Here is a 24,713-nt window from a genome sequence, read left to right as displayed (position 1 = left end):
CTGATAATGAATTGGTTAAGGTTTTTATAAATTTAAGGTTTTCGCGATTATTCGTTACTTTTCCTTAGTTTTAAATGATTATGTTGGTATTTTTAACAAATTAATGCTAATCTATTACACAAACATCAAACATTTAACGTTTTTCAATTATCTGTTAATTCCTTGATTATTAATCCAGTCTATATATTGCTTTCTATTTGCATTATGTTGTGCCATCGTTTTTGCAAATAAATGATAGCCGGGTTTAGAAACGTTTGCAACAAAGAAATAGTATTCATGGTTTTCAGGATTTAAAACCGCGTTGATTGCAGAAAGATCTGGCATAAAAACAGGCCCCGGCGGTAAACCTGCGTATTTGTAGGTATTATAAGGTGAAACCGTTTCAAGATCTTTATATAAAACACGTTTAATGACCTGATCAAAATTGTTTGATTCTTTCTTTACTGCATAAATAACTGTAGGATCTGCGTCTAGCGTCCAATTGTTGTGCAAACGATTTAGATATACTCCAGCAATACGTGGTCGCTCATCATTTTTTGCGGTTTCTTTTTGAACTATTGAAGCTAAAGTATAAACCTCTACTGGCGTCAAACCCTGCTTTTCTGCTTTTTGAAGACGTTCTTCTGTCCAGAATCGCTGATATTCTTTTAACATTCTGTCACGGTATTCCTCTGCATTAGTATTCCAATAAAATTCATACGTATTAGGTAAATACATACTTAAAGCTGTTTCTTTAGTAAACTTATTATTTTCAAGAAATTGAGCATCTGTAAATGCTTTTATTAATGAAATACTATCTGCCTCTATTTGCTGAGAAATACGCCCCGCAAGATTTTCTAATCGCTCCTGATTGTTAAAGGAAATTTTTATAGGAATGTTTCCGCTACGTATAGCATTTACAATTTCATTATTATTACTTCCTCTCTTTATAATAAAATGCCCAGCTTTAATATTTCCTATATAACCTTTACGTTGTGCTACTTCATCAAAAGATGTGTGATCTTTTAAAAGAGGCTCCAATTCTGATTTCACATCTTGATAGGTCGCATTAGTTGGAATATATACGTGTGCTTCCTCATTATTAAATGAAGTATTTGGTGTTAAAAATTTTCCGTAGATGGTATAGGCAAAAAAACCAGCTATGATAAGTCCTATTACTGCTAATGCAGCTACAATACGCTTTATATACATTACTTTTTTATTAATTGATATAGATATTCATTTTCAAAATTACCGGCAATACGTATCCAATCTTTTTTTAACCCAACTTGTGTAAAGCCCTGGTTTTCGAATAAACTTATACTGCCAGTATTGGTTTCTAATATATTTGCATATAACTGGTGTAACTCAAGTCTCTTAAAACTGTATTGAATAATTAATTGTAAAGCCTCGGCGCCAAAACCTTTTCTTCGCTGATTATCTTCAAAAATTAATATTCCGAGTCCTGCTCTATGATGCTTAGGCTCATAATCAAATAAATCAATAAGTCCCAGGGGTTCATTAGTGTCACTTTTACAAATAACCAGACGAAGTTGCTTAACTTCAAAAATATCTCGATGTGAATTTTTAAGGTATTGTTTAAGTAGAAAACGGGAGAACGGAGTTATTGTAGAAGTTAGCTCCCACATATTCTCATCATTTTCTATTTTAAAGATAAGATCGAGATCTTCTGGCTCAAGAGCCCTTAAATAAACGAGACTTCCTTTTAATGTTAAACCGGCCATATCCCTTCAAAAACTTGCTGTGCAGGACCAATTAAAAATATGTCAGTGTATCCCTCTGCTGTAGGTTTAAAATCTACCTGTAATTCACCTCCTTCTACCTGTAACGGTACACTATTTAAATTCGTCTTCCCTAACTTATGTATTGCAAGAGCAACAGCAGTAGCTCCCGTACCGCAGCTTAGCGTCTCATCTTCAACACCTCGCTCGTACGTGCGCATTCTAAAGCCTGCTTCAGTTTGCTGCACAAAATTGATATTACTTCCGGCTTTGCCATATAAATCGCTATATCGTAACGCCGCTCCCTCTTTTTTTACGTCAAAAGATGCTATGTCAGCAACCCAGGTTACGTGATGTGGTGATCCTGTATCTAGAAAAAGATGCGAATCAAATTTTTGAATAGAAACAACATCCTGCATTTTTAGATGCACTAAATCATCTTTAATAAATGCTTCGTGAACACCATCTACTGCTTCAAAAGTGGTTGTCTTATCAATAACACCCATTGCTTTTGCGAATGCCACAAGGCATCGCCCTCCATTTCCACACATAGAACTAGGATTCCCATCTGCATTGTAGTAAACCATTGTAAAATCTAGAGTATCGTGTTTTTCAAGCAGCATCAATCCATCGGCACCTATGCCAAATTTTCGGTCACACATTTCCCTGACAAGTTTGGTATTGTTTTTGGAAAAAACATTTTGACGATTGTCAATTATTACAAAATCGTTGCCGGTACCCTGGTATTTATAAAATGATAAAGCCATAACTGGTTTTTAATAAGCTTCGCAAAAATACACAAAGCAAGAATTCTAGAGCTTGTTAAAGACTAGTTAAATACTGCAACATCAAATACGTACAATCGTACTTATAATGTTATTTAAAAAGAAAAACGAATTATGAAAAAATTTGCAAGCTTACTGTTTGTTGCCATCTTAGGTGGTGGTATTACTTTAGGAGCATATAAACTCCTGGAAGAAAACATTCAACATGACGTGACAAGCGTTACAACATCTTCAAAATTTAGTCCGGTTACCTATAATGGTACGCCTATAACCAGTACCAATGCAGATTTCACAGAAGCTGCAGACCGTACGGTACACGCAGTTGTACACGTTAAAAATGTACAGATATCGAGACAACCTCGTAGTCTTCAGGATTTATTTTATGGTGGTGGTGAGATGAAAAAAGGACTCGTAGGTGCTGGTAGTGGCGTTATTATTTCTGCAGATGGCTATATCGTCACTAATAACCACGTAATTGATGGCGCTACAGAACTTGAAGTCTCACTTAATGATAATCGCACCTTTAAAGCTGAAGTTATAGGCGCAGACCCTAAAGCAGATATTGCGTTAATTAAAATTGAGGCAGATGGTGAGTTGCCCTATCTTCCTTTTGGAAATTCTGATAATGTGCGCATAGGAGAATGGGCCCTTGCCGTAGGTAACCCGTTTAATTTAACCAGCACCGTTACAGCTGGTATTATCTCAGCAAAGGCAAGAGATTTTAATGAGCTTGATGGTAACCCACAATCCTTTTTACAAACAGATGCAGCGATTAATCCTGGAAATAGCGGAGGTGCATTAGTTAATATTAATGGAGAATTAATAGGTATAAATACTGCTATTACCTCCCAAACAGGAAGCTATGTAGGTTATGCTTTTGCTGTACCCTCAAATAATGCCCGTAAGATTGTTGAAGACATTATGGAATATGGCGATGTTCAACGCGGTATTTTAGGAATTTCCGGAGGAAGTTTAAACCCGAACCTTGCTAATGATTTGAGTATTGACACCGTAGAAGGTGTATATGTAGGTGATGTAGAAATAGATGGAGGCGCTGATAAAGCCGGACTAAAAAAAGGGGATATAATTACAAAAATTGACAATGTCGTCATTAGAAAATTTTCAGATCTTACTGGCTATTTAGGATCTAAACGTCCTAATGATGTTGTAGAAGTTACCTATACCCGAGGCAGCGACACTAAAACAGCTTCAGTAAAACTTCTCAAATATTCTTCTTTCGTTATTCAAAAACCAGGTTTAGAAGTTCGTGAAATTTCAAAAGAAGCATTAAAAGAATACGGCGTTAAAGAGGGCGTAGTTATAGCACAGGCAACTAATGATCAATTAAAGCGATACGATTTAAGCGGTATTGTAATTACCGCAATTGATGACAAAGTTGTTAAAACTATTGATGATGTAAAACGTGCAGTATCAAATAAGGCCCCTAACGAGGCGATAAGTATTAGTTTTGTTAGTAAAGGTGGTGAGAGAAAACAAATTATATTTCAATAAAATCATAAGTAAATTTTAGTTTTTAAAAGCTCTTCTTAACAGAAGGGCTTTTTTTTGAGTAAGAAATTAACTTTTATTGTTCTAGTTTATTAAGATCATAAGTTAATCATCATATAGTAGGAATCTATCATTTACCATTACAAATAAAATTGTACCTACCTTAAATGTGATAGACATCTTATTTAATATGCTCAATTATTAAAATCAAATACGTCTTTACACAGGTAATTGATTATTTTTGCGGATAAAATATACTAAGAAGGAAAGCATCTCGTTTTCCCAGAAACAGAAAAACGATTAGCCAAAAATGAATAAATTAAGACTTAGTCTAGTATTTGCATTTGTTGCATTCTCAGGTCTAACTGCTCAAGAAGTAGAAAACACTGAAGTTCAGGGACCTAAAATAAATACAATAAATCAACAATTTGAAGATTTATATAATGATTCAAATAGTTGGGAAGATTACAAAAACATCAAAAAGGGTGATTTTATAAAATTGCAAAAAAATGCAGTGGATAGTATTTCAAATTTAAAAACTGAAATTGCGAGTCTGCAGGCAAATATAGATTCTCAAAAATCTGAAGTAAATCAATTAAATGATTCCTTAGTGGAAACAAAGAGCACATTAGCTTCAACCATTGAGGAGAAAGATTCTATTTTTTTCTTTGGAATACCTATGAGTAAAGTAGGTTATATGACAATGATGTGGGCTATTGTAGGGGTTCTTGCTTTGGGACTGGTTCTATTTATTTATAAATACAAAGGTAGTAACGCACATACTCAGGAAGCTCGCAAGAAACTAAATGAAACAGAATTAGAATACGATGAGTATCGTAAAAAAGCACTAGAAAAAGAACAAAAAATGGGCAGAATGCTGCAGGATGAGCGCAACAAAGCATTAAAAAATACTAAAAACAATTAGTGCTTCTTCAACCTATTTTATTTTTAATTTAAAAGTTTAGACCTACCGTAAATTATGCGCATAGATATTATTACCGTAGTTCCCGATCTTTTAAAGAGTCCTTTTGAAGCTTCTATAATGCAACGCTCAATTGCAAAAGGCCTTGTAGAAGTTCATTTTCATAATTTACGTGATTACACAGACAGTTCCTATAAACAGATAGATGATTATCAATTTGGTGGTGGAGCCGGTATGGTTATGATGATTGAGCCTATAGACAAATGCATAAGTGCATTAAAAGAAGCTCGTGATTATGATGAGATCATATATATGACTCCAGATGGTGAAACGCTAAATCAGGGTATTGCCAATCAAGTCTCACTGCTTAATAATGTCATCATACTTTGTGGTCATTATAAGGGCGTAGATCAACGCGTACGGGATCAATTTATAACTCGTGAGATTTCTATAGGTGATTATGTTTTAAGTGGTGGTGAATTAGGTGCTTTAATACTATGCGATGCAGTAATACGGTTAATACCCGGAGTATTAGGCAATGAGACTTCAGCCCTAACAGACTCTTTTCAAGATGATTTATTAGCTCCACCAGTTTATACGCGACCGGCCGAATATAAAGGATGGAAAGTTCCAGATATTTTAACCTCTGGGAATACCCCTAAAATAGAAGAATGGAGAGAAGAACAAGCCTATAAACATACTCTTAAGCGCAGACCAGACCTTTTGAAAGACTAATAGTTTTACTTTCAAAAAAATACACTTATAAGATTGTGAGATTTAAAATTAATCTTAAATTTGCAGCCTGTTAAGAATAACCTCTGGCGATGTACGTGAATGTTGCTTTTATAAAATTTAAAAAATCCTAAAAATGGAAGATTTAATCAGTTTTGTACAAAACGAATTTGTAGAGAAAAAAGAATTCCCAGAATTTGGAGCTGGAGACACCATCACTGTGTATTATGAAATACGTGAAGGAGAAAAGAAACGTACACAGTTCTTTAGAGGAGTTGTTATTCAAGTACGTGGTACTGGAGTAACCCGTACTTTCACTATTAGAAAAATGTCTGGTACTGTAGGTGTTGAGCGTATATTCCCAATCAACTTACCTGCACTTCAAAAGATCGAAATCAATAAGCAAGGTAAAGTACGTAGATCACGTATTTACTACTTTAGAGGTCTTACTGGTAAGAAAGCAAGAATTAAAGAAGTTAGAAAATAATTCTAACTCCTGTATATTTACAAAAATGCCTCTATACCTAGAGGCATTTTTTTTATACCTTCATTTCAGAAATTAACAAAAGTTAAAAACCTATGTTCATAAGATGTTCATAATAAATATCTAGCATTACTATATCGATATCGGAATTTTATAGTATCTTAGTATAAGTTTAAAATTTAGTAATGCCTTTGTTTATTCTGAAAAGCATTATTTGTTGCCTATATAGTTATGAAGCACTTAAAACGTGTTCAGAATTTAAAAAATTCATAAATGTATAGGGTCGGGATTAAGTAATTAATTCCTATGTATTGATTTACGGTGCAAGTACTAATATTCTTGCTAAAGAACTTAAAGGGTTCACCGGTAAAAAGTCAAGCCATTTGAAGCTCTATTAAGATTATTTTAATCTTAATAGAGCTTTTTTATTAAAAACCAGTCAATCAAGATTACAATCTTTATTCCCTATATCAGTGGCATTAAGAACAAAATAGGTGTTAAAATCTGCTATAAAATTCTATATTTGCAGACCGAAAAAATTAGCAAAATCTATTTGAGATTTTAAATATTATATAGAGGATTAATTCTTAATTAGTGATGTAATCCTAAAACCAAGATTTATAAAAAGAAAATTTCTATGTCAACCAAAACGTCTACAATAGCATACACAAAAACAGACGAAGCACCGGCTTTAGCTACTCACTCTCTATTACCCATTATTAGAAAATTTGCCAAGGCTGCAAATATCGAATTAGAAGTTAAAGACATCTCTTTAGCAGCCAGGCTATTAGCAACATTTCCAGATTATCTTAGTGATGATCAAAAAGTAGAAGATGCCCTTGCTGTATTGGGTGAACTGGCCAAAAGTCCTGATGCAAATATTATTAAGCTTCCTAACATTAGTGCTTCTGTACCTCAGTTAACTGAAGTTATTAAAGAATTACAAGCCAAGGGCTTTGCAGTACCAAGTTATCCTGAAGAAGCAAAAACCGAAGAGCAAAAGGCATTAAGACAACGTTTTGCAAAAGTATTAGGAAGTGCGGTAAATCCTGTTTTACGAGAAGGTAATTCAGACAGACGAGCTCCTAAACCGGTAAAAGAACACGCTAAAAAAAATCCTCACAGTATGGGTGCCTGGAGCAACGACAGCAAATCGCACGTTGCTACTATGTCTGAAGGTGACTTTAAATCTAATGAAAAGTCACTTACACTGCAGGAAGCTACTGAGGTTAACATCATACATACTGATACAAACGGTACAAAAACAAATTTAAAAGCAAATTTGCCACTCAAAGCAGGTGAGGTTATAGACGCTACTGTAATGAGTAAAAAGTCACTTTTAGCATTTTTAAGTGAACAAATTAATGATGCTAAAGCAAAAGATATTTTGCTCTCTATACATCTTAAAGCAACTATGATGAAGGTTTCAGACCCTATCATATTTGGTCACGCACTTCGTGTTTATTTTAAGGATGTTTTTGAAAAATATGGCGAAGATTTAAAATCTATAGGTGTAGATGCTAAAAATGGCTTAGCCGTTTTATTAAATGATATTAAAAAATTACCGGCAGATAAGCAACAGGAAATTGAAAAGGCAATAGCAGACACACTTAATAATCGTGCAGATCTTGCTATGGTTAATTCTGATAAAGGAATTACCAATCTTCATGTACCCAGCGATATTATCATTGATGCCTCTATGCCTGCGATGATTAGAAACAGTGGTCAGATGTGGAATGCGGCTGGTAAATCTCAAGATACAAAAGCTGTAATCCCAGATAGTAGTTACGCGGGTATCTACCAGGAAACAATAGATTTTTGCAAAGAGCACGGTGCTTTTGACCCCAGAACAATGGGTACTGTTCCTAACATAGGCTTAATGGCTCAAAAAGCTGAAGAATATGGTTCTCATGATAAGACTTTTGAAATTCCGTTAGATGGAAATGTTCAGGTTGTTGATGCTTCAGGTAATGTACTTTTAGAACATACTGTTGAAGCCGGAGATATCTGGAGAATGTGTCAGACTAAAGACGCTCCTATTCAAGACTGGGTAAAACTAGCGGTAAATAGAGCTCGTGCAACAGGCACTCCTACTCTATTCTGGCTTGATAAAAATCGTGCACACGATGCAGAATTAATTAAGAAAGTAAACCTCTATTTGCAAGATCACGATACAGAAGGTTTAGATATACAAATAATGTCTCCCGAGCTTGCAACCCGCTTTACTCTCAAAAGGATGAAAGCAGGCGAAGATACGATCTCTGTAACCGGAAACGTTTTACGTGACTACAATACAGACTTATTCCCAATTCTTGAAGTAGGAACCAGTGCAAAAATGCTTTCTATCGTTCCTTTAATGAATGGTGGTGGTTTATTTGAAACTGGTGCTGGTGGTTCTGCTCCAAAACATGTACAGCAGTTTGTAGAAGAAGGTCATCTTCGTTGGGATTCTTTAGGCGAATTTCTTGCTTTAGCTGTTTCATTAGAACACGAGGCTGAAGCTAACGGTAATTCAAAAGCATTAGTTTTAGCAGAAGCTTTAGACAATGCTACTATTAAATTCTTAGATAATAACAGATCTCCTTCACGTAACGTTAATGAGCTTGACAACCGCGGTAGCCACTTTTATCTAGCACTATACTGGGCACAGGCTCTAGCCTCTCAAGATAAGGATACTGAGTTAAAAGTTCATTTTGCAGAAATTGCAAGCGAATTAGAAACAAACGAAGCTAAGATTCTTTCAGAATTACTAGAAGCACAAGGATCTCCTGTAGATTTAGGTGGCTACTACTTTCCTGATGAAGATAAATCAGAAAAGGCAATGCGACCAAGTGCTACTTTAAATGCAATTATAAATTCATAACTGCATTTTATAATCTAAATAAAACGGGTTTTGAAGTAACTTCAAAACCCGTTTTTTATTGATCTAAATTTTAATTTTTACAAACGGATAATGTCTATTTAAATTAAAGTAAAGCTTCTCTCAAAAAACTTGTGTTTTAATGCCTTAAGTCTCTTATTTTTGAAAAAAAAACTTGATCAAGAATTCTTTTATTTTATTCCTGTTATTAGGAATAATATCCGTCAGCTGGAGTCAGAATAATCATACCTTAAGCGGTATTATTACTGCAGCTTCATCTAATGAAACATTAATAGGTGTTAACGTTCTAGTGCCCGAATTAAATACCGGAGCTGTCACTAATGAATATGGCTTCTACTCAATCACCTTGCCAGAAGGGTCGTACGACATTCAAATTAGTTTTATAGGTTTTAATTCAATTTCAAAAGCAATTAATCTTTCTGAAAATACAAAGTTAAACTTCAGCTTAATAGAAGCTACTGAAACTTTAGATGAGATTATAATTGAAGAAAACATTGAGAAACTTAGCATCAGAAAACCTCAAATGAGTGTAAATGCATTAACAGCATCTACAATTAAACAAATTCCTGTTGCTTTTGGGGAGGCAGATGTTATAAAATCTATTCTACTTTTACCTGGAGTCACGAGTGCCGGCGAGGGCGCAAGTGGCTTTAATGTAAGAGGAGGTGCTGCCGATCAAAATCTCATACTTTTAGACGAGGCTATAATTTTTAATTCCTCTCATTTATTTGGTTTCTTTTCCGTATTTAATCCGGATGCGATCAAAGATTTAAAACTTTATAAAGGTGGCATTCCTGCTCGTTATGGCGGTAGAGTATCTTCAGTACTCGATATTTATCAGAAAGAAGGAAACAGTAAAGAGTTTCACGCTAATGGCGGTATTGGTGCAATCGCTAGCAGACTGCTGGTGGAAGGTCCTATCATAAAAGATAAATCTGCCTTTTTGATAGGTGGTAGAGCCTCCTATGCGCATCTTTTTTTGCCTTTGTTTGATTTAGATAATAAGGCCTATTTCTATGATCTTAATGCAAAACTGAATTATAAACTAAACGAAACTAACAATTTTTACTTATCAGGTTATTTTGGCAGAGATCTTTTTAGCGTCAATGAAAGTTTTGTAAATGTTTATGGCAATGCAACTATAAATCTAAGATGGAATCATATTTTCTCAGACAAGTTATTTTCTAATCTTTCACTCATTTACTCTGATTATTATTACGGTCTTGAACTCGATTTTGTAGGATTTCAATACGATTCGGGCATTCGTAATTTTAATTTAAAGTATGATTTACAGCATTATCTAAATAACAATCTAAAATTAAGCTACGGGATTAATAATATTTATTACCGCTTTAACCCGGCTACAATTGAGCCTAACAAACCAGACTCTGGAATTATACCGTCACAGCTTACCCATAAATTTGCGAATGAGTTTTCGGCATATATTGAAGCAGAGCAGGATATTACAAGCAATCTAACCTTTAGATATGGGGTAAGACTGAGTCATTTTACAAGACTTGGTCAAGATTCTTTTTCTAGATACGCAGATGATAGTCCACTTATTTACAATGATAATCTAAAGATTTATCAACCGGCAACTCCTACAGAAATAGAAACCAATACCGGCACTTTAGCTACGTTTACAAACCTAGAGCCCCGTGCTTCGTTATCTTATATATTGAACAATTCAAGTTCTGTAAAAGCGAGTTATAATAGAATGGCTCAGTATCTACATTTAATATCAAATACAAATTCTCCTACTCCACTTGATGTTTATGCTCCTAGCGGACCTTACTTAAAGCCACAAATTCTTGATCAGTATGCATTAGGCTATTTTAAAGAACTAGCTGGTGGCGATTATTCTATAGAGACTGAAGTGTTTTACAAAGACGTGCAAAACAGACTTGATTATAGAAATGGAGCGCAGCTTATCGCTAACGATGCTATTGAAGGCGAAGTTCTTGTAGGTAAAGCCCGCGCCTATGGCTTAGAATTTTTAGCCCGAAAAAATGAAGGTGATTTTACCGGTTGGTTAGCTTATACATTGTCACGTAGTGAACAGCAAACTCCCGGTCGTTTACCCGGTGAAGTAGGAATTAATAATGGAAATTGGTATGCTTCAGCTTATGATAAAACCCACGATATAAGTGCTTACTTAAATTATAAGGCGAGTAAAAAATGGAATTTCAATGCTAATTTTGTATTTCAAACCGGGCAACCTACAAATTATCCGGTAAGTCAATCTAGCTTTCAAGGCTTGATTACTTCAAATTATGGTATGCGTAATCAAGAACGGCTCCCTTCTTATAATCGATTAGATATTTCAGCAACACTTACACCTTCTAAAAATATAGATCGAAAGGTAAAAGGAGAATGGGTATTTAGTATTTATAATGTGTATAACCGTATGAATGCTGCATCAATTAACTTTAGACAAAATGAAGATACAGGAATTAATGAAGCCGTTAAAACCTCAATCTTCGGAATTTTACCTTCTGTAACTTATAATTTTAAATTTTAATGCGCACCTTCATAAAATACACAGCAATTGCAGTTTTTACAGGGCTTATAACCAGTTGCCAGGAGACGATAGATGTAGATTTACCACAAACGGAAGAGCGACTGGTGGTAGATGCATTAATGCGCATTCCTCAATCTAATTCTAATTTTGTAAGAGCTTATTTGCGACTCACCTTGACTACTGGTTTTTTTGAGGATACGATACCTACCGTAAATGATGCAATTATTAATTTAAGAAGCAACACAGAAACCTTTAGACTTAATTTAGATGGAAATGGGTATTATAGCGCGATGGTTCCGCGAGATCAAATTACTAACGATGAGATGACGCTTACCATCTTTTACAAAGATGAGATTTACAGATCAACTGCCCGTTTCATTGCTTCGGTACCTTTTGACAATTTATCTCAAGGAGATGGCAGTTTGTTTTCTGGTGATGAAACTGAAGTTGTAGTAACTTATACAGATACTCCAAACCAAGATAATTATTATCTTTTTGATCTTGATCAAGGGCAGTATTTAACTAGTGAAGACACATTTTATAAAAATCAGCAGTTTTCTTTTTCTTATTTTTACGATGAAGTTAAACCGCAGGATACCCTAAATGTTGAGCTTATAGGCATTACTAAACCCTTTTTTGATTATATGAGCATAGTTATTAATCAGTCGGGTTCTGCTTCGGGAAATCCTTTTGCAGCACCACCTTCAGAAATAAGAGGGAATGTCATTAACGATACAGACGAAGCTCATTATCCGCTAGGCTATTTTGCTATAGGTGAAAGCTTTAGTGATCAATTAATTATAGAATAGACGTTTACTAATCTTTCGGCATTAATATAAACAGAAAAAAATAGCATTTTAAATGAATTTCACTAAAGTTACAGAGCAAGACTCCACCTATAGAAATTTGGAAAAAATGAGTATTTCTGAAGTTTTGGAGTCCATTAATACGGAAGATAAAACTGTACCTCTTGCTGTTGAAAAAGCTATGCCGCAAATTGAAAAATTAGTCAGCAAAGTAGTAGATCAACTTAAAGCAGGTGGGAGACTTTTTTATATGGGAGCAGGTACTAGCGGAAGATTAGGAGTTGTGGATGCCTCAGAGTGCCCACCTACTTTTGGGGTTCCGCACGATTTAGTTGTGGGATTAATTGCAGGAGGAGAAGCCGCTATTCGCAAAGCCGTTGAATTCGCCGAAGACAGTACCATACAAGGCTGGGCAGACTTAAAAAACCACAGGATAACATCTAATGATTTTGTAATAGGCATTGCAGCTTCAGGCACGACGCCTTATGTATTACACGCATTAAAAGCGTGCAATGAACGTAATATACCCACAGGCAGCATAACGTGTAATGCCAACTGTCCCATTTCATTAGAAGCAAAATACCCTATTGAAGTAATTGTAGGTCCAGAATTTGTTACCGGAAGCAGTAGAATGAAAGCGGGTACTGCCCAAAAACTAGTGCTTAATATGATTTCTACGACCACTATGATACAGTTAGGTAAAGTAAAAGGCAACAAAATGGTAGATATGCAATTGAGTAATGATAAGCTTGTAGATCGTGGTATACGTATGATACAGGCAGAGCTAGACATAGATGCAAAAAATGCCGCGCGATTATTAGAAGAATACGGCTCTGTACGTGCAGCCATAACCAATTATGTAAAATAATGGGAACCGACAAAGAAGCTTTAGCAAAAGGCGTACAAACTATGGCAATGTCACTGCTGTTTATGTTTTTAGGACCCGGTCTTATATATCAGGCTTTTAAAAATCAAGAGCATCCACTCTATATTCCTGTATTAATTGTAGGTGGTATAGCCGCAATACTAGCCATCTACTTTGGATTTAAAGGTATAAACCGAATAATGGATTCTATTTTTGGTAAAAAGTAAATATCTGTAAAAGTCTAAGAACATTTTTATAGATGGGGACATAAAAAAAGCCTTTGCGATTAGCAAAGGCTTTTTTATATATACTGTTGAAAACGCTTATTTAGCGAATTTCTTGTATTTGTTCTTGAACTTGTCTATACGACCAGCTGTATCTACTAATTTAGATTTACCGGTGTAGAATGGATGTGATGATCTAGAAATCTCCAGTTTTACCAGTGGGTAAACTTCACCATCTACTTCTATCGTTTCTTTTGTATTGGCAGTAGATTTAGTTAAAAACACATCATCGTTAGACATGTCTTTAAATGCTACTACTCTAAAATTTTCTGGATGTATCTCTTTTTTCATCGTAAAATGCTTTAAAATCTGCTGAATTTTGAGGTGCAAATTTAGAAATAAATTATTACCTAACAAGGCTATTTGCAATAATATTTGACTTTTATTCAAAAAAGAAAATAAATGTAACATAATGCCCCTTATCTCTACTTATGTATTATTAAAAATATAGGTGTATTTATACCTAAAACGTACTTTTACAAATTAAATCTTAACTAAGATGAAAGAACAACAACAAACCACAGGAAAAGTAGCATTAACTTACGGGGCACTATTAGGTGTACTTTCTATTACTCAAGCTGTAATCCTATATATTACAAACAGCTTATTAGATCAAAACTGGGTTACTGCAGTAGTAGGTTTTGCCATTATGATTGGGATGATTGTATATGGTCAAATGGTTTTCAAAAAGGGCAATGGTGGTTATATGAACTTTAAAGAAGCGCTTAAAATAGGTGTAGGTATTGCCATTACTGGTGCTCTTATTGCTGCTTTGTATAACTTTATATTTCTAACATTTATAGAGCCGGGTTTTGTAGATCTTATAGTTGAAAAACAACGTGAAGCAATGATTGAACAATCTCCTAATATGACCGAGGCTCAAATCGAGCAAGGTTTGGCCATGGCCGGTCAATTTGCTCGCCCCTGGGTACAAGCTTCTTTTCAAATCGTAGGCGGAATATTTTTTGGTTTCATCATATCACTTATAAGCGGTCTTATTCTTAAAAAAGAAAACCCGTACCAAGATTAATACAGTATGCAACTATCGGTAGTTATACCTCTTCTTAACGAAAAAGATTCATTACAAGAACTTTACAATTGGCTTCTACAAGTTATTACTTCAGAACAATTAACGTACGAGCTTTTATTTATAGATGATGGTAGTACAGATGGTTCCTGGCAGCTAATAGAACACCTTGCAGAAAGTAATCCTAATATTAAAGGATTACGCTTTAATAGAAATTACGGCAAAAGCCAGGCATTAAATGCCGGCTTTCTTGCTGTAGAGGGCGATGTGGTTATCACTATGGATGCAGATCTGCAGGACAGTCCAGACGAGATACCAGAACTTTACAGACTCATTACCGAAGAAGGCTATGATCTGGTATCAGGATGGAAAAAGAAACGATACGATTCGGTCTTATCAAAAAACCTTCCGTCTAAATTATTTAATGCTGCAGCCCGCAAAACCAGCGGACTGAAATTACACGATTTTAATTGTGGCTTAAAAGCTTACCGTAATGAAGTTGTAAAAAATATAGATGTGTATGGCGATATGCACCGCTATATCCCCTTACTTGCTAAAAATGCAGGCTTCGCTAATATCACCGAAAAAACAGTACAGCATCAGGCTCGCAAATATGGCCAGACAAAATTTGGTGCAGACCGCTTCATCAAAGGATTTCTAGACCTTTTGACAATTTGGTTTGTCACGCACTTCGCAAAAAGACCTATGCACTTATTTGGCACTTTAGGTGCTATTATGTTTACGATAGGTTTTGGTCTTGCTGCTTATTTAGGCATAGACAAATTGTTTATAAATCCTACAGCTCGTTTACTAACACAACGTCCTCAGTTTTATATTGCCCTTACCAGTATGATTATAGGAATGCAACTCTTTATAGCCGGTTTTCTTGGCGAACTCTTGCAGCGTACAAAACATGAAAGACCCCGATATCTTATTAAAGATAAAAAGGGTTTTTAAGTAAAGTGTACGTTAACCGAAATGACTATTTTTGAATTTAAACTTATATAATTGCGCACTATGAATCCTGAAATTACTGCAAAAGCGGAGGCCTGGTTGTCTCCTACCTTTGATACAACCACTCAAGAGGAAGTTAAAAAGTTACTTGCAAACAATACAGAAGATCTAAACGAAAGTTTCTATAAAAATCTTGAGTTTGGTACCGGTGGAATGCGCGGTATAATGGGCGTAGGCACAAACCGAATCAATAAATATACCTTAGGTAAAAATACTCAGGGTTTATCTGATTATCTTAAAAAATCATTTCCAGGAGAGTCTGTAAAAGTTGCTATCGCTTATGATTGCCGTAACAACAGTAAAGAACTGGCTCAGGTTGTTGCAGATGTATTTTCTGCAAATGATATAAACGTATTTTTATTTAGTGATCTAAGACCTACACCAGAACTTAGTTTTGCTGTAAAACATCTAGATTGCCATTGTGGTATTGTACTCACTGCCAGTCACAATCCACCGGAATATAACGGCTATAAAGTATACTGGCAAGATGGCGGTCAACTCGTACCACCACAAGATTCTGAAATTGTAGCGCTTATAGAACAGCTTGACTATAACGCTATTAATTTTAATGCTAAAAAAGAGCACATTACCTATATAGATACTGAAGTTGATGCCGCATTTATAAAAGCTTCATTAGAAAATGGAAGCTTTTCTGAATTAGCAAAACACCGCGATGATGTAACAATCGTTTTTACACCACTTCACGGAACATCAGTAACTGTGATTCCTGATGTTTTAGAACAAGCAGGGTATAAAAATGTACATATAGTTGAAGAGCAACGTAAACCAAATGGTAATTTCCCAACGGTAAAATCTCCCAATCCTGAAGAACCCGAAGCTCTTAAAATGGCTATGGCTCTTGCTGAAGAAAAAAACGCAGATATTGTTATAGGTACAGATCCTGATTGTGATCGCCTTGGAATAGCTGTACGTGATAACTCCGGTAAACTAGTACTTTTAAATGGTAACCAGACTATGGTTGTTATGACCGATTTCTTACTGGATAATTACTTTGAAAACAATAAAGCAGATGGGACTGAATTTATAGGCTCTACTATTGTATCTACCCCTATGATGGAGGTTTTAGCTAAATCCTATGATGTAGAATGCAAACTGGGACTTACCGGTTTTAAATGGATTGCTAAAATGATTAAAGATCACCCTAGCCAGTATTTTATAGGTGGTGGTGAAGAGAGTTTTGGTTATATGGTAGGTGACTTTGTACGTGATAAAGATGCGGTAACCGCTACCCTACTTGCCTGTGAGATTGTAACTAAAGCAAAAAGTGAAGGTTTGTCGTTTTATAAAAAATTACAAGATCTTTATGTAAAACATGGTTTTTTCAAAGAAGACCTAACTTCACTTGTAAAGAAAGGAATTTCTGGAGCTGAAGAGATTAAGCAAACAATGATTAATCTGCGTGAAAACCCATTGACCTCTATCATTGGCGAACGTATTGTTCAAATAGATGACTATGCAAGTTCAAAATCTTTAAAGGTAAATACAGGAAGTTCTAGCGATATTGAAATTCCAAAATCTAATGTTCTTATTTACCATACAGATAAAGGCTCTCGTATAGCTGCACGACCAAGCGGCACCGAACCTAAAATAAAATTTTACATCAGTGTTAATGATACCGCAGATAGTCTTGCAGATCTTGAGGACACCGAGAAAAAACTAGATGAGAAAATAGCAGGTATTCGTAAAGAATTAGGTCTGTAATTAGAAACACCTCATTTAGTAATAATATCTATAAATCCACCAGTATATAAAACACTGGTGGATTTATACTTAAGTAGAGTACTCTATTAAATTTTCAAGCGCTTAGGCCTTATGAATTACTTCAAACAAATATTACAATTTGCAATTCCTTATAAGAAATACGCAATTCTCAACATCATTTGTAATATTCTATACGCTGTTTTCAGCACGCTATCATTTTTAGCCTTAATACCTGTTATTGAGATTTTATTTGATAAGAGTAAACGTATTTCAGAATTACCGGTTTGGGAAGGATGGCCTAATGTAAAACAATATGCTGTAGATTATTTTTATTACAATGTAAGCCAGCGTGTAGCAGAAGATGAGCTTTCAGCACTTGTTTTTATCTGTATAATCGTTGTCATTCTATTTTTTCTTAAAAACATCTTTGGATACTTAGCTACCTATTTTATTACCTTCTTGCGGAATGGAGTAATGCGCGATGTGCGTGATGCTATTTATGATAAATTAATTGAATTGCCTATCGCCTATTTTTCAGAAAAACGAAAAGGAGATACCATTTCCCGAATTACAGCAGATGTTAACGAGGTAGAACGCTCCTTTCTTTCTATATTAGAAATGGTGGTGCGCGAGCCGTTAACCATCATTTTTACCATCATTGCTATGGTTTTAATGAGCGCCAAGCTTACCTTATTTGTGTTTATATTTTTACCCATTTCTGGTTTAGTCATTTCGAGAATCGGAAAGTCTTTAAAGCGACAATCTAGTCAGGCTCAAGAAGAAAACAGTACATTTTTATCTATTGTAGAAGAGACCTTATCAAGTCTTAAAATCATAAAAGGATTTAATGGGGAAGAGCAGTTTAGAACTAAATTCAGATCGAGTACAAATCGATTGAATACCGTTTTAAACAGCTTGCTTAACCGTCAAAATCTAGCCTCTCCTGCAAGTGAATTTTTAGGAATTTTTGTAATTGTAATCATCCTCTGGTTTGGTGGTCAAATGGTACTTGTAGACGGTACACTTTCTGCAGCTACATTTATCGCATTTTTAGGCTTATCATATAATATTCTAACACCGGCAAAACAGATTAGTAAAGCCTCATACAGTGTAAAAAAAGGAGATGCCGCTGCAGAGCGTATTCTTTCGGTTTTAAATACGGAAACCACTATAAAAGATAAGGCAGATGCTAAAGTTGCAGCAACGTTCTCAGATTCGGTACGTATTGAAAATATCACGTTTAGTTATGAAGATGAGCAGGTACTCTCAAACTTTAGTGCGGTTATTCCTAAAGGTAAAACTGTTGCCTTAGTAGGTCAAAGCGGAAGCGGTAAAAGTACTATTGCAAATCTGGTTACCCGCTTCTATGATGTAAATGAAGGCGCTATCAAATTAGATGGGATCAATTTAAAAGATCTTACTAAAAATTCGGTACGGGCGCAGATGGGATTAGTCACTCAGGACTCGATTCTCTTTAACGATACGGTACGTAATAATATTTTATTAGGAAAGCCAGACGCTAGCGACGATGAAGTAATAGAAGCGCTTAAAATCGCAAATGCCTGGGAGTTTGTATCAGATTTACCTTTAAAACTTGACACAAACATAGGAGATAGCGGAAATAAACTAAGTGGCGGTCAAAAACAACGCCTGTCTATTGCACGTGCAGTATTGAAAAATCCGCCAATTATGATCTTAGATGAGGCTACTTCTGCTTTAGATACCGAAAGTGAACGCCTGGTTCAAAAAGCTTTAGAAAATATGATGATGAATCGTACTTCTATTGTAATTGCACACCGCTTATCTACTATTCAAAATGCAGATGAAATCATTGTAATGCACAAAGGAAAAATTGTTGAGCAAGGCAAACATCAAGAACTATTAGGTTTAAATGGGACCTATAAGAAATTAGTAGATATGCAATCTTTTGATTAGTTAAAACTTCATATTATTTAAAAGAAGCCTCAACAATTAAATATTGTTGAGGCTTCTTTTTTTAAGGCTTTTATAGAAAACTGTAAAGATATTAAGTTCTTAAAGAGTATTTTAGAGAAGTGAATTACTTCAAGATAAAAACTTTTTAAAAGAGTTTGAAAATAATTTAAATAAGGATGGTATGCGAAATATTGTGTTATCCGGGAGTTGGCGGTAATTAAACGATGAACCAATGAGCATTAAAAATTTCAATGATACAATCGATGTTTGGATAAAAGAACTATCTCGATTCAATATTGAACAACTTAAAATTAAACCTGATGAGAGAAGTTGGTCACTTGGACAGCTCTACGAACATTTGATTGAAGAAACAAATTGGTATAACGGTCAAATAGAAATGACACTTGGAAACGAAAAAAATATTGACAAAGAGACTTCGGACGCTGCTAAATCCCTGTTGAAAAGGGGGTCTTTTAAAAACAAAAGATTTCGGGGTGATCCATTGATTTCGGAAAAGGTCAAACAGCCAACTGAAACCGCTAAGCTAAAATCGGAATTGGAACGATTAAAAAAGACTACAAACGAAATTTGGGCGAAAATGGATAACACATCAAACTATGGTAAATCAGAACATCCTGGAATTGGATTTTTGAATGGTTTTGAATGGATTCAATATTCAGAAATGCATATGAGGCACCATTTAAAACAGAAGGAGCGAATTGAAAATTTTTTACAATCACTGCAATAACTACCGCCAACAATGCATAAAATGTTCATTGCGAGCAAAAACTCGCAACGCCATTTTTGCGGGACGTTGCCAGTAATGTAATGAAAACAGTTATAATCATCATAATTTTGCTTTTATCCTCAACTTTAGTTCAGGCTCAAAAAGAAATTGAACTTGAATTCTTAAAAGGAGAATGGATGTCTGATTCATTACAAACGACAAAATCAGAACTCTGGAGAGAATTTATTTTTATTGACAGTTTAGGTCAGTTTTACAGAACAACTTGGTGGAGTGAGAACTACTTGCTTGACAAAAAACTGAATATCGAGAGGAATAAAATCAAAAAAAATAATTCCGATTATTTAAATATTATCAAAATTGACTCTAATACAATCGAACTAAATGGAATTGATTATTACGGACTTTTCAAACGTGACCGATGGCCAAATATCGGAAGTCCTCAAGAGTCATTAAATAGGTTTATAGTTGGAGATTCAATCAAAAAATTGCTGACTGGAAAATGGAATTTGAAAAAAATAGAAGTTTTGCAATCAGACAAAAATGCCGACTATCCCAAAGAATATTTGGATTTTTATAAATACCGAGATTTTCTTAATCAGTCTACTAAAGAGCAATTGGAGATAACATTTCGAAAGAACAATAAGTTTCAAATAAATGGCAACAATGGAGAAATAAATTATCACAGATTTATAGTTGATGATGAAAAAATCCAACTATGGAAATCTGACTATATTATTTCATTATATTGTGAATTGAATAAAGGCAATTTAATAATTATAGAAACCAAACACGGAATCGAAAGAAAGCTAATATTTAATAAGGTAAGTGGATAAAATCACTACTGGCAACAATAGTAACTGTTGCACAAGCCTTTAATTCTTAGAAAATATCACTTATTTAAACCGCTTTTAAGCGGTTTTCTAGTTTTATATGGTTTGTAAATTAGCAGAATGAAGTCTCTTTAAAATAGACTTATACTCTTGATTTAACGTCATTGTGAACTTTAAAATAAACCGAGCATCCCTACTCCACTTTTTATGTGCTTTTCTATAAACTTCAGGTATTTTTTGAGGTTGTATGCGATGGCGGAGAGCTTTTGAAATCTATAATCGGGTTAAAATTGCGTGCCCAATTATTTTTACTACTGCTTATGATCAATTTTTAATGAATGCTTTTGAAAGCAATGGAATAGCCTATTTATTAAAACCATTTTCAAAAGAACGTTTTGAAATAGCCTGGAATAAATTTCTGTTATTTAGAAATTCAACCTCTTCTGATCAACAACTAAACAATCTCACAAAACTTATTCAACAGAACTTCGCTAAAGGTTCGTATAAAAAACGATTTACGATTAATACGCATCAGGGAATTTACTTTATAGACACTCAGAACATTACATTTTTTGAAGCTAGTGAGAGTGTAATTTTCGCTTTTGACCAAAGTGGCAAAAAGCATTTAGTGAACAATTCAAGTCTGAAAGAAATAGAAGAACAACTCAATCCTGAATATTTCTTTAAGATAAACCGCAGTATGCTCATCAATAAGCAACATGTGGAGAAAATAGAGCGATACTCTAAAAATGTATTATCTGTAAAAATAAAAGCTTGTAAAAACTATCTTAAAACCAGTCAAAGTAAAACAGCCTCTTTTCGAGAATGGATTGAACAGTAATGGGTTTACATACAGTGCCTGTAATAAAATTTGAAAAGAATGTTCACAAAAAAAGTTATCGATCAATTTTTGAATTTGCCGTAGAACAACTCACATAACTGAGAATGTAAATCATTTGTAACCTATTTTTGGAGCACACGTACAAAACTGGAAATAAAAAAACCCGATGCTATTAGCATCGGGTTTTTAAGTATTAATAACCAGATAAAACTCTGGAGTAATTCAATAATAGGGTTGTGTATTACTTAACCTCTTCAAAGTCTACATCTTCTACATCACTTGCAGAACCTTCAGTGCTTTCGCCTGCTGGCTGACCTGCGTCAGAACCCGGCTGTGCACCACCTTCTGCCTGAGCTTTGTAAATCTCTTCAGAAGCAGATTTCCAGATCTCATTTAAATTATCTAATGCAGGAGTAACTTGCTCTAATTCACCTGTAGCGTGAGCTTTTTTCAACTCTTCTAAAGCACCTTCAATTTTAGTTTTGTTATCTGCAGATAATTTATCACCAGAATCTTTCAACAATTTTTCAGTTTGGAAAACCATCTGGTCTGCCTCATTCAATTTGTCAACTTTTTCTTTTGCTTTCTTATCAGACTCTGCATTTGCTTCAGCATCTGCTTTCATCTTTTTAATTTCCTCTTCAGTAAGACCAGAAGAAGCTTCGATACGAATATCTTGTTTCTTACCAGTTGCTTTATCTTCCGCACTTACTTTAATGATACCGTTAGCATCAATATCGAAAATAACTTCGATTTGAGGAGTTCCTCTCTGTGCTGGTGGAATACCATCTAAGTGAAAACGACCAATTGTCTTGTTATCAGTTGCCATTGGGCGCTCTCCCTGTAGAACGTGAATCTCAACACTTGGTTGATTATCTGCTGCAGTAGAGAATACCTGTGACTTTTTAGTAGGTATTGTTGTGTTAGACTCAATTAATTTAGTCATTACACCACCCATAGTCTCAATACCTAATGAAAGTGGAGTTACATCTAATAAAAGTACATCTTTAACATCTCCTGTTAGTACACCACCTTGTATAGCAGCACCTACAGCAACAACCTCATCAGGGTTTACACCTTTACTTGGTTTCTTTCCGAAGAACTTCTCAACAGCTTCCTGTACAGCAGGAATACGAGTTGAACCACCTACTAAAATAATCTCATCGATGTCACTCTTAGAAAGACCAGCAGCTTTAAGTGCAGTCTCGCAAGGAGCTATAGTTCTTTTTACTAGATCGTCTATTAACTGCTCAAACTTAGAACGGGTTAATGTACGTACTAAATGCTTAGGTCCACTAGCGGTAGCTGTAACGTAGGGTAAGTTGATTTCAGTCTGGTTTGAAGAAGATAATTCTATCTTAGCTTTCTCAGCAGCTTCTTTTAAACGTTGAAGCGCCATAGGATCTTTACGAAGGTCCATATCTTCTTCAGACTTAAATTCTTCAGCTAACCAGTTAATGATTTTGCTATCTACGTCATCACCACCTAAGTGTGTATCACCATCTGTAGAAAGGACTTCAAATACACCATCTCCTAATTCTAATATAGAAACGTCATGCGTACCACCACCAAAGTCAAATACTACAATCTTTTGATCTGTACTCTTTTTATCAAGACCGTAAGCTAATGCAGCCGCTGTAGGCTCATTAATGATACGCTCTACTTTAAGACCTGCAATTTCACCAGCTTCTTTAGTTGCCTGACGCTGAGAATCGTTAAAATAAGCAGGTACTGTAATTACAGCTCCTGTTACCTCTTGCCCTAAATAATCTTCAGCAGTTTTCTTCATTTTTTGAAGAATCATTGCAGATAATTCTTGTGGAGTATAAAGACGACCATCAATATCTACACGTGGAGTATCGTTATCACCTTTTTTTACGCCGTAAGCAACATTTTCTAATTCTCTGCTAGACTCAGAAAACTTGTTACCCATAAAACGCTTAATAGAAGATATCGTTTTGGTTGGGTTTGTTACAGCTTGTCTTTTTGCAGGATCACCTACTTTAATTTCACCGCCTTCAACAAATGCTATCACAGAAGGAGTTGTTCTTTTACCTTCTGCATTAGGTATAACAACAGGCTCGTTACCTTCCATCACGGCAACACAGGAGTTTGTTGTACCTAAATCAATTCCTATGATCTTACTCATTATATATAATTTTAAGTGTTATTAATTTTTGTTCGGTCTGTTAAAGACAATCTTTGTGCCACTACAAAATCACTGACAAGCTGTCAGAATTTATTTTAGGGCAAGTCAGCCTTGCACTAAAAAAGCGCCCGGCTGTCGGGCTATACGCTGCAATCTTGTGAGGCTAAAGACCCCACAAGGATTTACGCTGCTATCCCTCTTGCAAAAAAACCTACTACCTTTAAAAAATGTAACTTTAATTAAAAATTGAAGTTTTATACACGCATTGATCCCAAAACCCGACTCTTTATAAAATCGGCTTCACTTCTATTTACCTTGTATGTGCTTTGGGCTTTTCTAAAATTTCTGCTAATACAGCAGTTTCCTCAGATTAGAGTATCTGAATATACCCAGAGCAATCTCTTTGAGATGCTTGCAAATAATCCTTTTAAGGCATTTGTTATGGTACTCGTTATTGCTCCCGTTCTAGAAGAAATTATGTTTAGAACTCTTCTAAAACCATCTCACATAGACTTTGTACTCTTCATAGTGGCCTGGCCCACCTATTATATCGCTTATTACGTAATTCCCCCAGACGTAAATTGGTTTATGCGGCTCGTATTTATTGCTGTGTTTTTAGGTAGTTTTACCTATATAGGTATTCAATTACTTACACCACTCAAAGGAAGACATTTGAGGGCGTGGTTATCTCGACATTATATAAAAGTCTGGTTGATTACTTCTAGTGTCTTTGCACTCTTACATATTAATAATTATGTAGATACCTTTATGATTAACCTACCTTTAATAATGCTGGTAATTCCCAGATTTTTAGCAGGGCTTTTCTTCGGATATATAAAGATTAAAAACAAACATCTAAGTTGGTCTATAGGGATGCATATGCTTAATAATGCTATACCCATAAGCATTTTACTAATTACCCATTAATTAAGAATTT

Annotated in this window: 22 protein-coding genes; 17 read left to right on the top strand and 5 right to left on the bottom strand. The window is 34.9% G+C overall.

From position 1 onward, the window contains the following. Window positions 1-147: 147 nt before the first annotated feature. Genes mltG through dapF form a run of 3 tightly spaced genes read right to left on the bottom strand, consistent with a single transcriptional unit; the run spans window position 148 to window position 2,488 of the window. Window positions 148-1,191 (bottom strand): endolytic transglycosylase MltG, encoded by a 1,044-nt coding sequence (gene mltG / locus ACEN25_RS01210; RefSeq protein WP_441801271.1) that lies wholly within the window; start codon window positions 1,189-1,191, stop codon window positions 148-150. Further along, window positions 1,191-1,724 carry a GNAT family N-acetyltransferase gene (locus tag ACEN25_RS01205; RefSeq protein ID WP_028375712.1) on the bottom strand — a complete coding sequence of 178 codons (534 nt, stop codon included), beginning with the start codon at window positions 1,722-1,724 and terminating at the stop codon, window positions 1,191-1,193. The genes mltG and ACEN25_RS01205 overlap by 1 nt, the downstream gene beginning before the upstream one ends. Then, window positions 1,712-2,488 (bottom strand): diaminopimelate epimerase, encoded by a 777-nt coding sequence (gene dapF / locus ACEN25_RS01200; RefSeq protein WP_441801270.1) that lies wholly within the window; start codon window positions 2,486-2,488, stop codon window positions 1,712-1,714. Before dapF ends, ACEN25_RS01205 begins: the two co-directional genes overlap by 13 nt. Before the next feature lie 132 nt (window positions 2,489-2,620). Here dapF and ACEN25_RS01195 point away from each other — a divergent pair, with 132 nt between their 5' ends. The 9 genes from ACEN25_RS01195 (at window position 2,621) to ACEN25_RS01155 (ending at window position 13,453) form a co-directional block, all read left to right on the top strand. After that, window positions 2,621-4,018: a trypsin-like peptidase domain-containing protein gene (locus ACEN25_RS01195; protein WP_441801269.1), complete on the top strand. Its 1,398-nt coding sequence runs from the start codon at window positions 2,621-2,623 to the stop codon at window positions 4,016-4,018. A 307-nt stretch (window positions 4,019-4,325) separates the two neighbouring features. Continuing rightward, complete coding sequence (locus tag ACEN25_RS01190; RefSeq protein ID WP_441801268.1) at window positions 4,326-4,940, top strand: hypothetical protein; 615 nt, start codon at window positions 4,326-4,328, stop codon at window positions 4,938-4,940. Between the two features lie 54 nt (window positions 4,941-4,994). Continuing rightward, window positions 4,995-5,672 carry a tRNA (guanosine(37)-N1)-methyltransferase TrmD gene (gene trmD, locus ACEN25_RS01185; protein WP_028375716.1) on the top strand — a complete coding sequence of 226 codons (678 nt, stop codon included), beginning with the start codon at window positions 4,995-4,997 and terminating at the stop codon, window positions 5,670-5,672. Between the two features lie 133 nt (window positions 5,673-5,805). Then, window positions 5,806-6,156 carry a 50S ribosomal protein L19 gene (gene rplS / locus ACEN25_RS01180; RefSeq protein ID WP_028375717.1) on the top strand — a complete coding sequence of 117 codons (351 nt, stop codon included), beginning with the start codon at window positions 5,806-5,808 and terminating at the stop codon, window positions 6,154-6,156. A 634-nt stretch (window positions 6,157-6,790) separates the two neighbouring features. Continuing rightward, window positions 6,791-9,016: an NADP-dependent isocitrate dehydrogenase gene (locus ACEN25_RS01175; protein ID WP_441801267.1), complete on the top strand. Its 2,226-nt coding sequence runs from the start codon at window positions 6,791-6,793 to the stop codon at window positions 9,014-9,016. 172 nt (window positions 9,017-9,188) lie between these two features. Beyond that, complete coding sequence (locus ACEN25_RS01170) at window positions 9,189-11,555, top strand: TonB-dependent receptor (protein WP_441801266.1); 2,367 nt, start codon at window positions 9,189-9,191, stop codon at window positions 11,553-11,555. Further along, window positions 11,555-12,364, top strand: coding sequence for a DUF4249 family protein (locus ACEN25_RS01165; RefSeq protein ID WP_441801265.1), 810 nt, complete (start codon window positions 11,555-11,557; stop codon window positions 12,362-12,364). The genes ACEN25_RS01170 and ACEN25_RS01165 overlap by 1 nt, the downstream gene beginning before the upstream one ends. 52 nt (window positions 12,365-12,416) lie before the next feature. Beyond that, the gene (gene murQ / locus ACEN25_RS01160) at window positions 12,417-13,229 is read left to right on the top strand and encodes an N-acetylmuramic acid 6-phosphate etherase (protein ID WP_441801264.1); all 813 of its coding nucleotides are present in this window, start codon (window positions 12,417-12,419) and stop codon (window positions 13,227-13,229) included. Beyond that, the gene (locus tag ACEN25_RS01155) at window positions 13,229-13,453 is read left to right on the top strand and encodes a DUF6095 family protein (protein WP_441801263.1); all 225 of its coding nucleotides are present in this window, start codon (window positions 13,229-13,231) and stop codon (window positions 13,451-13,453) included. The genes murQ and ACEN25_RS01155 overlap by 1 nt, the downstream gene beginning before the upstream one ends. A 96-nt stretch (window positions 13,454-13,549) precedes the next feature. On the opposite strand, the gene ACEN25_RS01150 is transcribed toward ACEN25_RS01155, so the two are convergent. Further along, window positions 13,550-13,801 (bottom strand): type B 50S ribosomal protein L31, encoded by a 252-nt coding sequence (locus tag ACEN25_RS01150; RefSeq protein WP_441801262.1) that lies wholly within the window; start codon window positions 13,799-13,801, stop codon window positions 13,550-13,552. A gap of 208 nt (window positions 13,802-14,009) precedes the next feature. Between ACEN25_RS01150 and ACEN25_RS01145 the strand changes: the two genes are divergently transcribed. From ACEN25_RS01145 to ACEN25_RS01115, 7 genes are all read left to right on the top strand, one after another. Continuing rightward, window positions 14,010-14,540, top strand: coding sequence for a DUF4199 domain-containing protein (locus ACEN25_RS01145; RefSeq protein WP_441801261.1), 531 nt, complete (start codon window positions 14,010-14,012; stop codon window positions 14,538-14,540). 6 nt (window positions 14,541-14,546) lie between these two features. After that, on the top strand, window positions 14,547-15,494 hold the full coding sequence (locus ACEN25_RS01140) for a glycosyltransferase family 2 protein (RefSeq protein WP_441801260.1): 948 nt from the start codon (window positions 14,547-14,549) through the stop codon (window positions 15,492-15,494). A gap of 60 nt (window positions 15,495-15,554) precedes the next feature. Beyond that, the gene (locus tag ACEN25_RS01135; RefSeq protein ID WP_441801259.1) at window positions 15,555-17,273 is read left to right on the top strand and encodes a phospho-sugar mutase; all 1,719 of its coding nucleotides are present in this window, start codon (window positions 15,555-15,557) and stop codon (window positions 17,271-17,273) included. Window positions 17,274-17,384: 111 nt separating this feature from the next. Next, on the top strand, window positions 17,385-19,208 hold the full coding sequence (locus tag ACEN25_RS01130; protein ID WP_441801258.1) for an ABC transporter ATP-binding protein: 1,824 nt from the start codon (window positions 17,385-17,387) through the stop codon (window positions 19,206-19,208). 232 nt (window positions 19,209-19,440) lie between these two features. Next, complete coding sequence (locus tag ACEN25_RS01125; protein ID WP_441801257.1) at window positions 19,441-19,956, top strand: DinB family protein; 516 nt, start codon at window positions 19,441-19,443, stop codon at window positions 19,954-19,956. Between the two features lie 80 nt (window positions 19,957-20,036). Then, window positions 20,037-20,789 (top strand): hypothetical protein, encoded by a 753-nt coding sequence (locus ACEN25_RS01120; RefSeq protein ID WP_441801256.1) that lies wholly within the window; start codon window positions 20,037-20,039, stop codon window positions 20,787-20,789. A gap of 331 nt (window positions 20,790-21,120) precedes the next feature. After that, window positions 21,121-21,627 (top strand): LytR/AlgR family response regulator transcription factor, encoded by a 507-nt coding sequence (locus ACEN25_RS01115; protein ID WP_441801255.1) that lies wholly within the window; start codon window positions 21,121-21,123, stop codon window positions 21,625-21,627. A gap of 241 nt (window positions 21,628-21,868) precedes the next feature. On the opposite strand, the gene dnaK is transcribed toward ACEN25_RS01115, so the two are convergent. Then, window positions 21,869-23,776, bottom strand: coding sequence for a molecular chaperone DnaK (gene dnaK, locus ACEN25_RS01110; RefSeq protein WP_441801254.1), 1,908 nt, complete (start codon window positions 23,774-23,776; stop codon window positions 21,869-21,871). A 246-nt stretch (window positions 23,777-24,022) separates the two neighbouring features. On the opposite strand from dnaK, the gene ACEN25_RS01105 reads away from it, so the two are divergent. Further along, window positions 24,023-24,703 carry a CPBP family glutamic-type intramembrane protease gene (locus tag ACEN25_RS01105; RefSeq protein WP_441801253.1) on the top strand — a complete coding sequence of 227 codons (681 nt, stop codon included), beginning with the start codon at window positions 24,023-24,025 and terminating at the stop codon, window positions 24,701-24,703. The last annotated feature ends 10 nt before the right edge of the window (window positions 24,704-24,713 follow it).

This window comes from Leeuwenhoekiella sp. W20_SRS_FM14 (assembly GCF_052119605.1).
GTDB lineage: Bacteria > Bacteroidota > Bacteroidia > Flavobacteriales > Flavobacteriaceae > Leeuwenhoekiella.
This window is presented reverse-complemented; position numbering and strand designations above follow the sequence as displayed.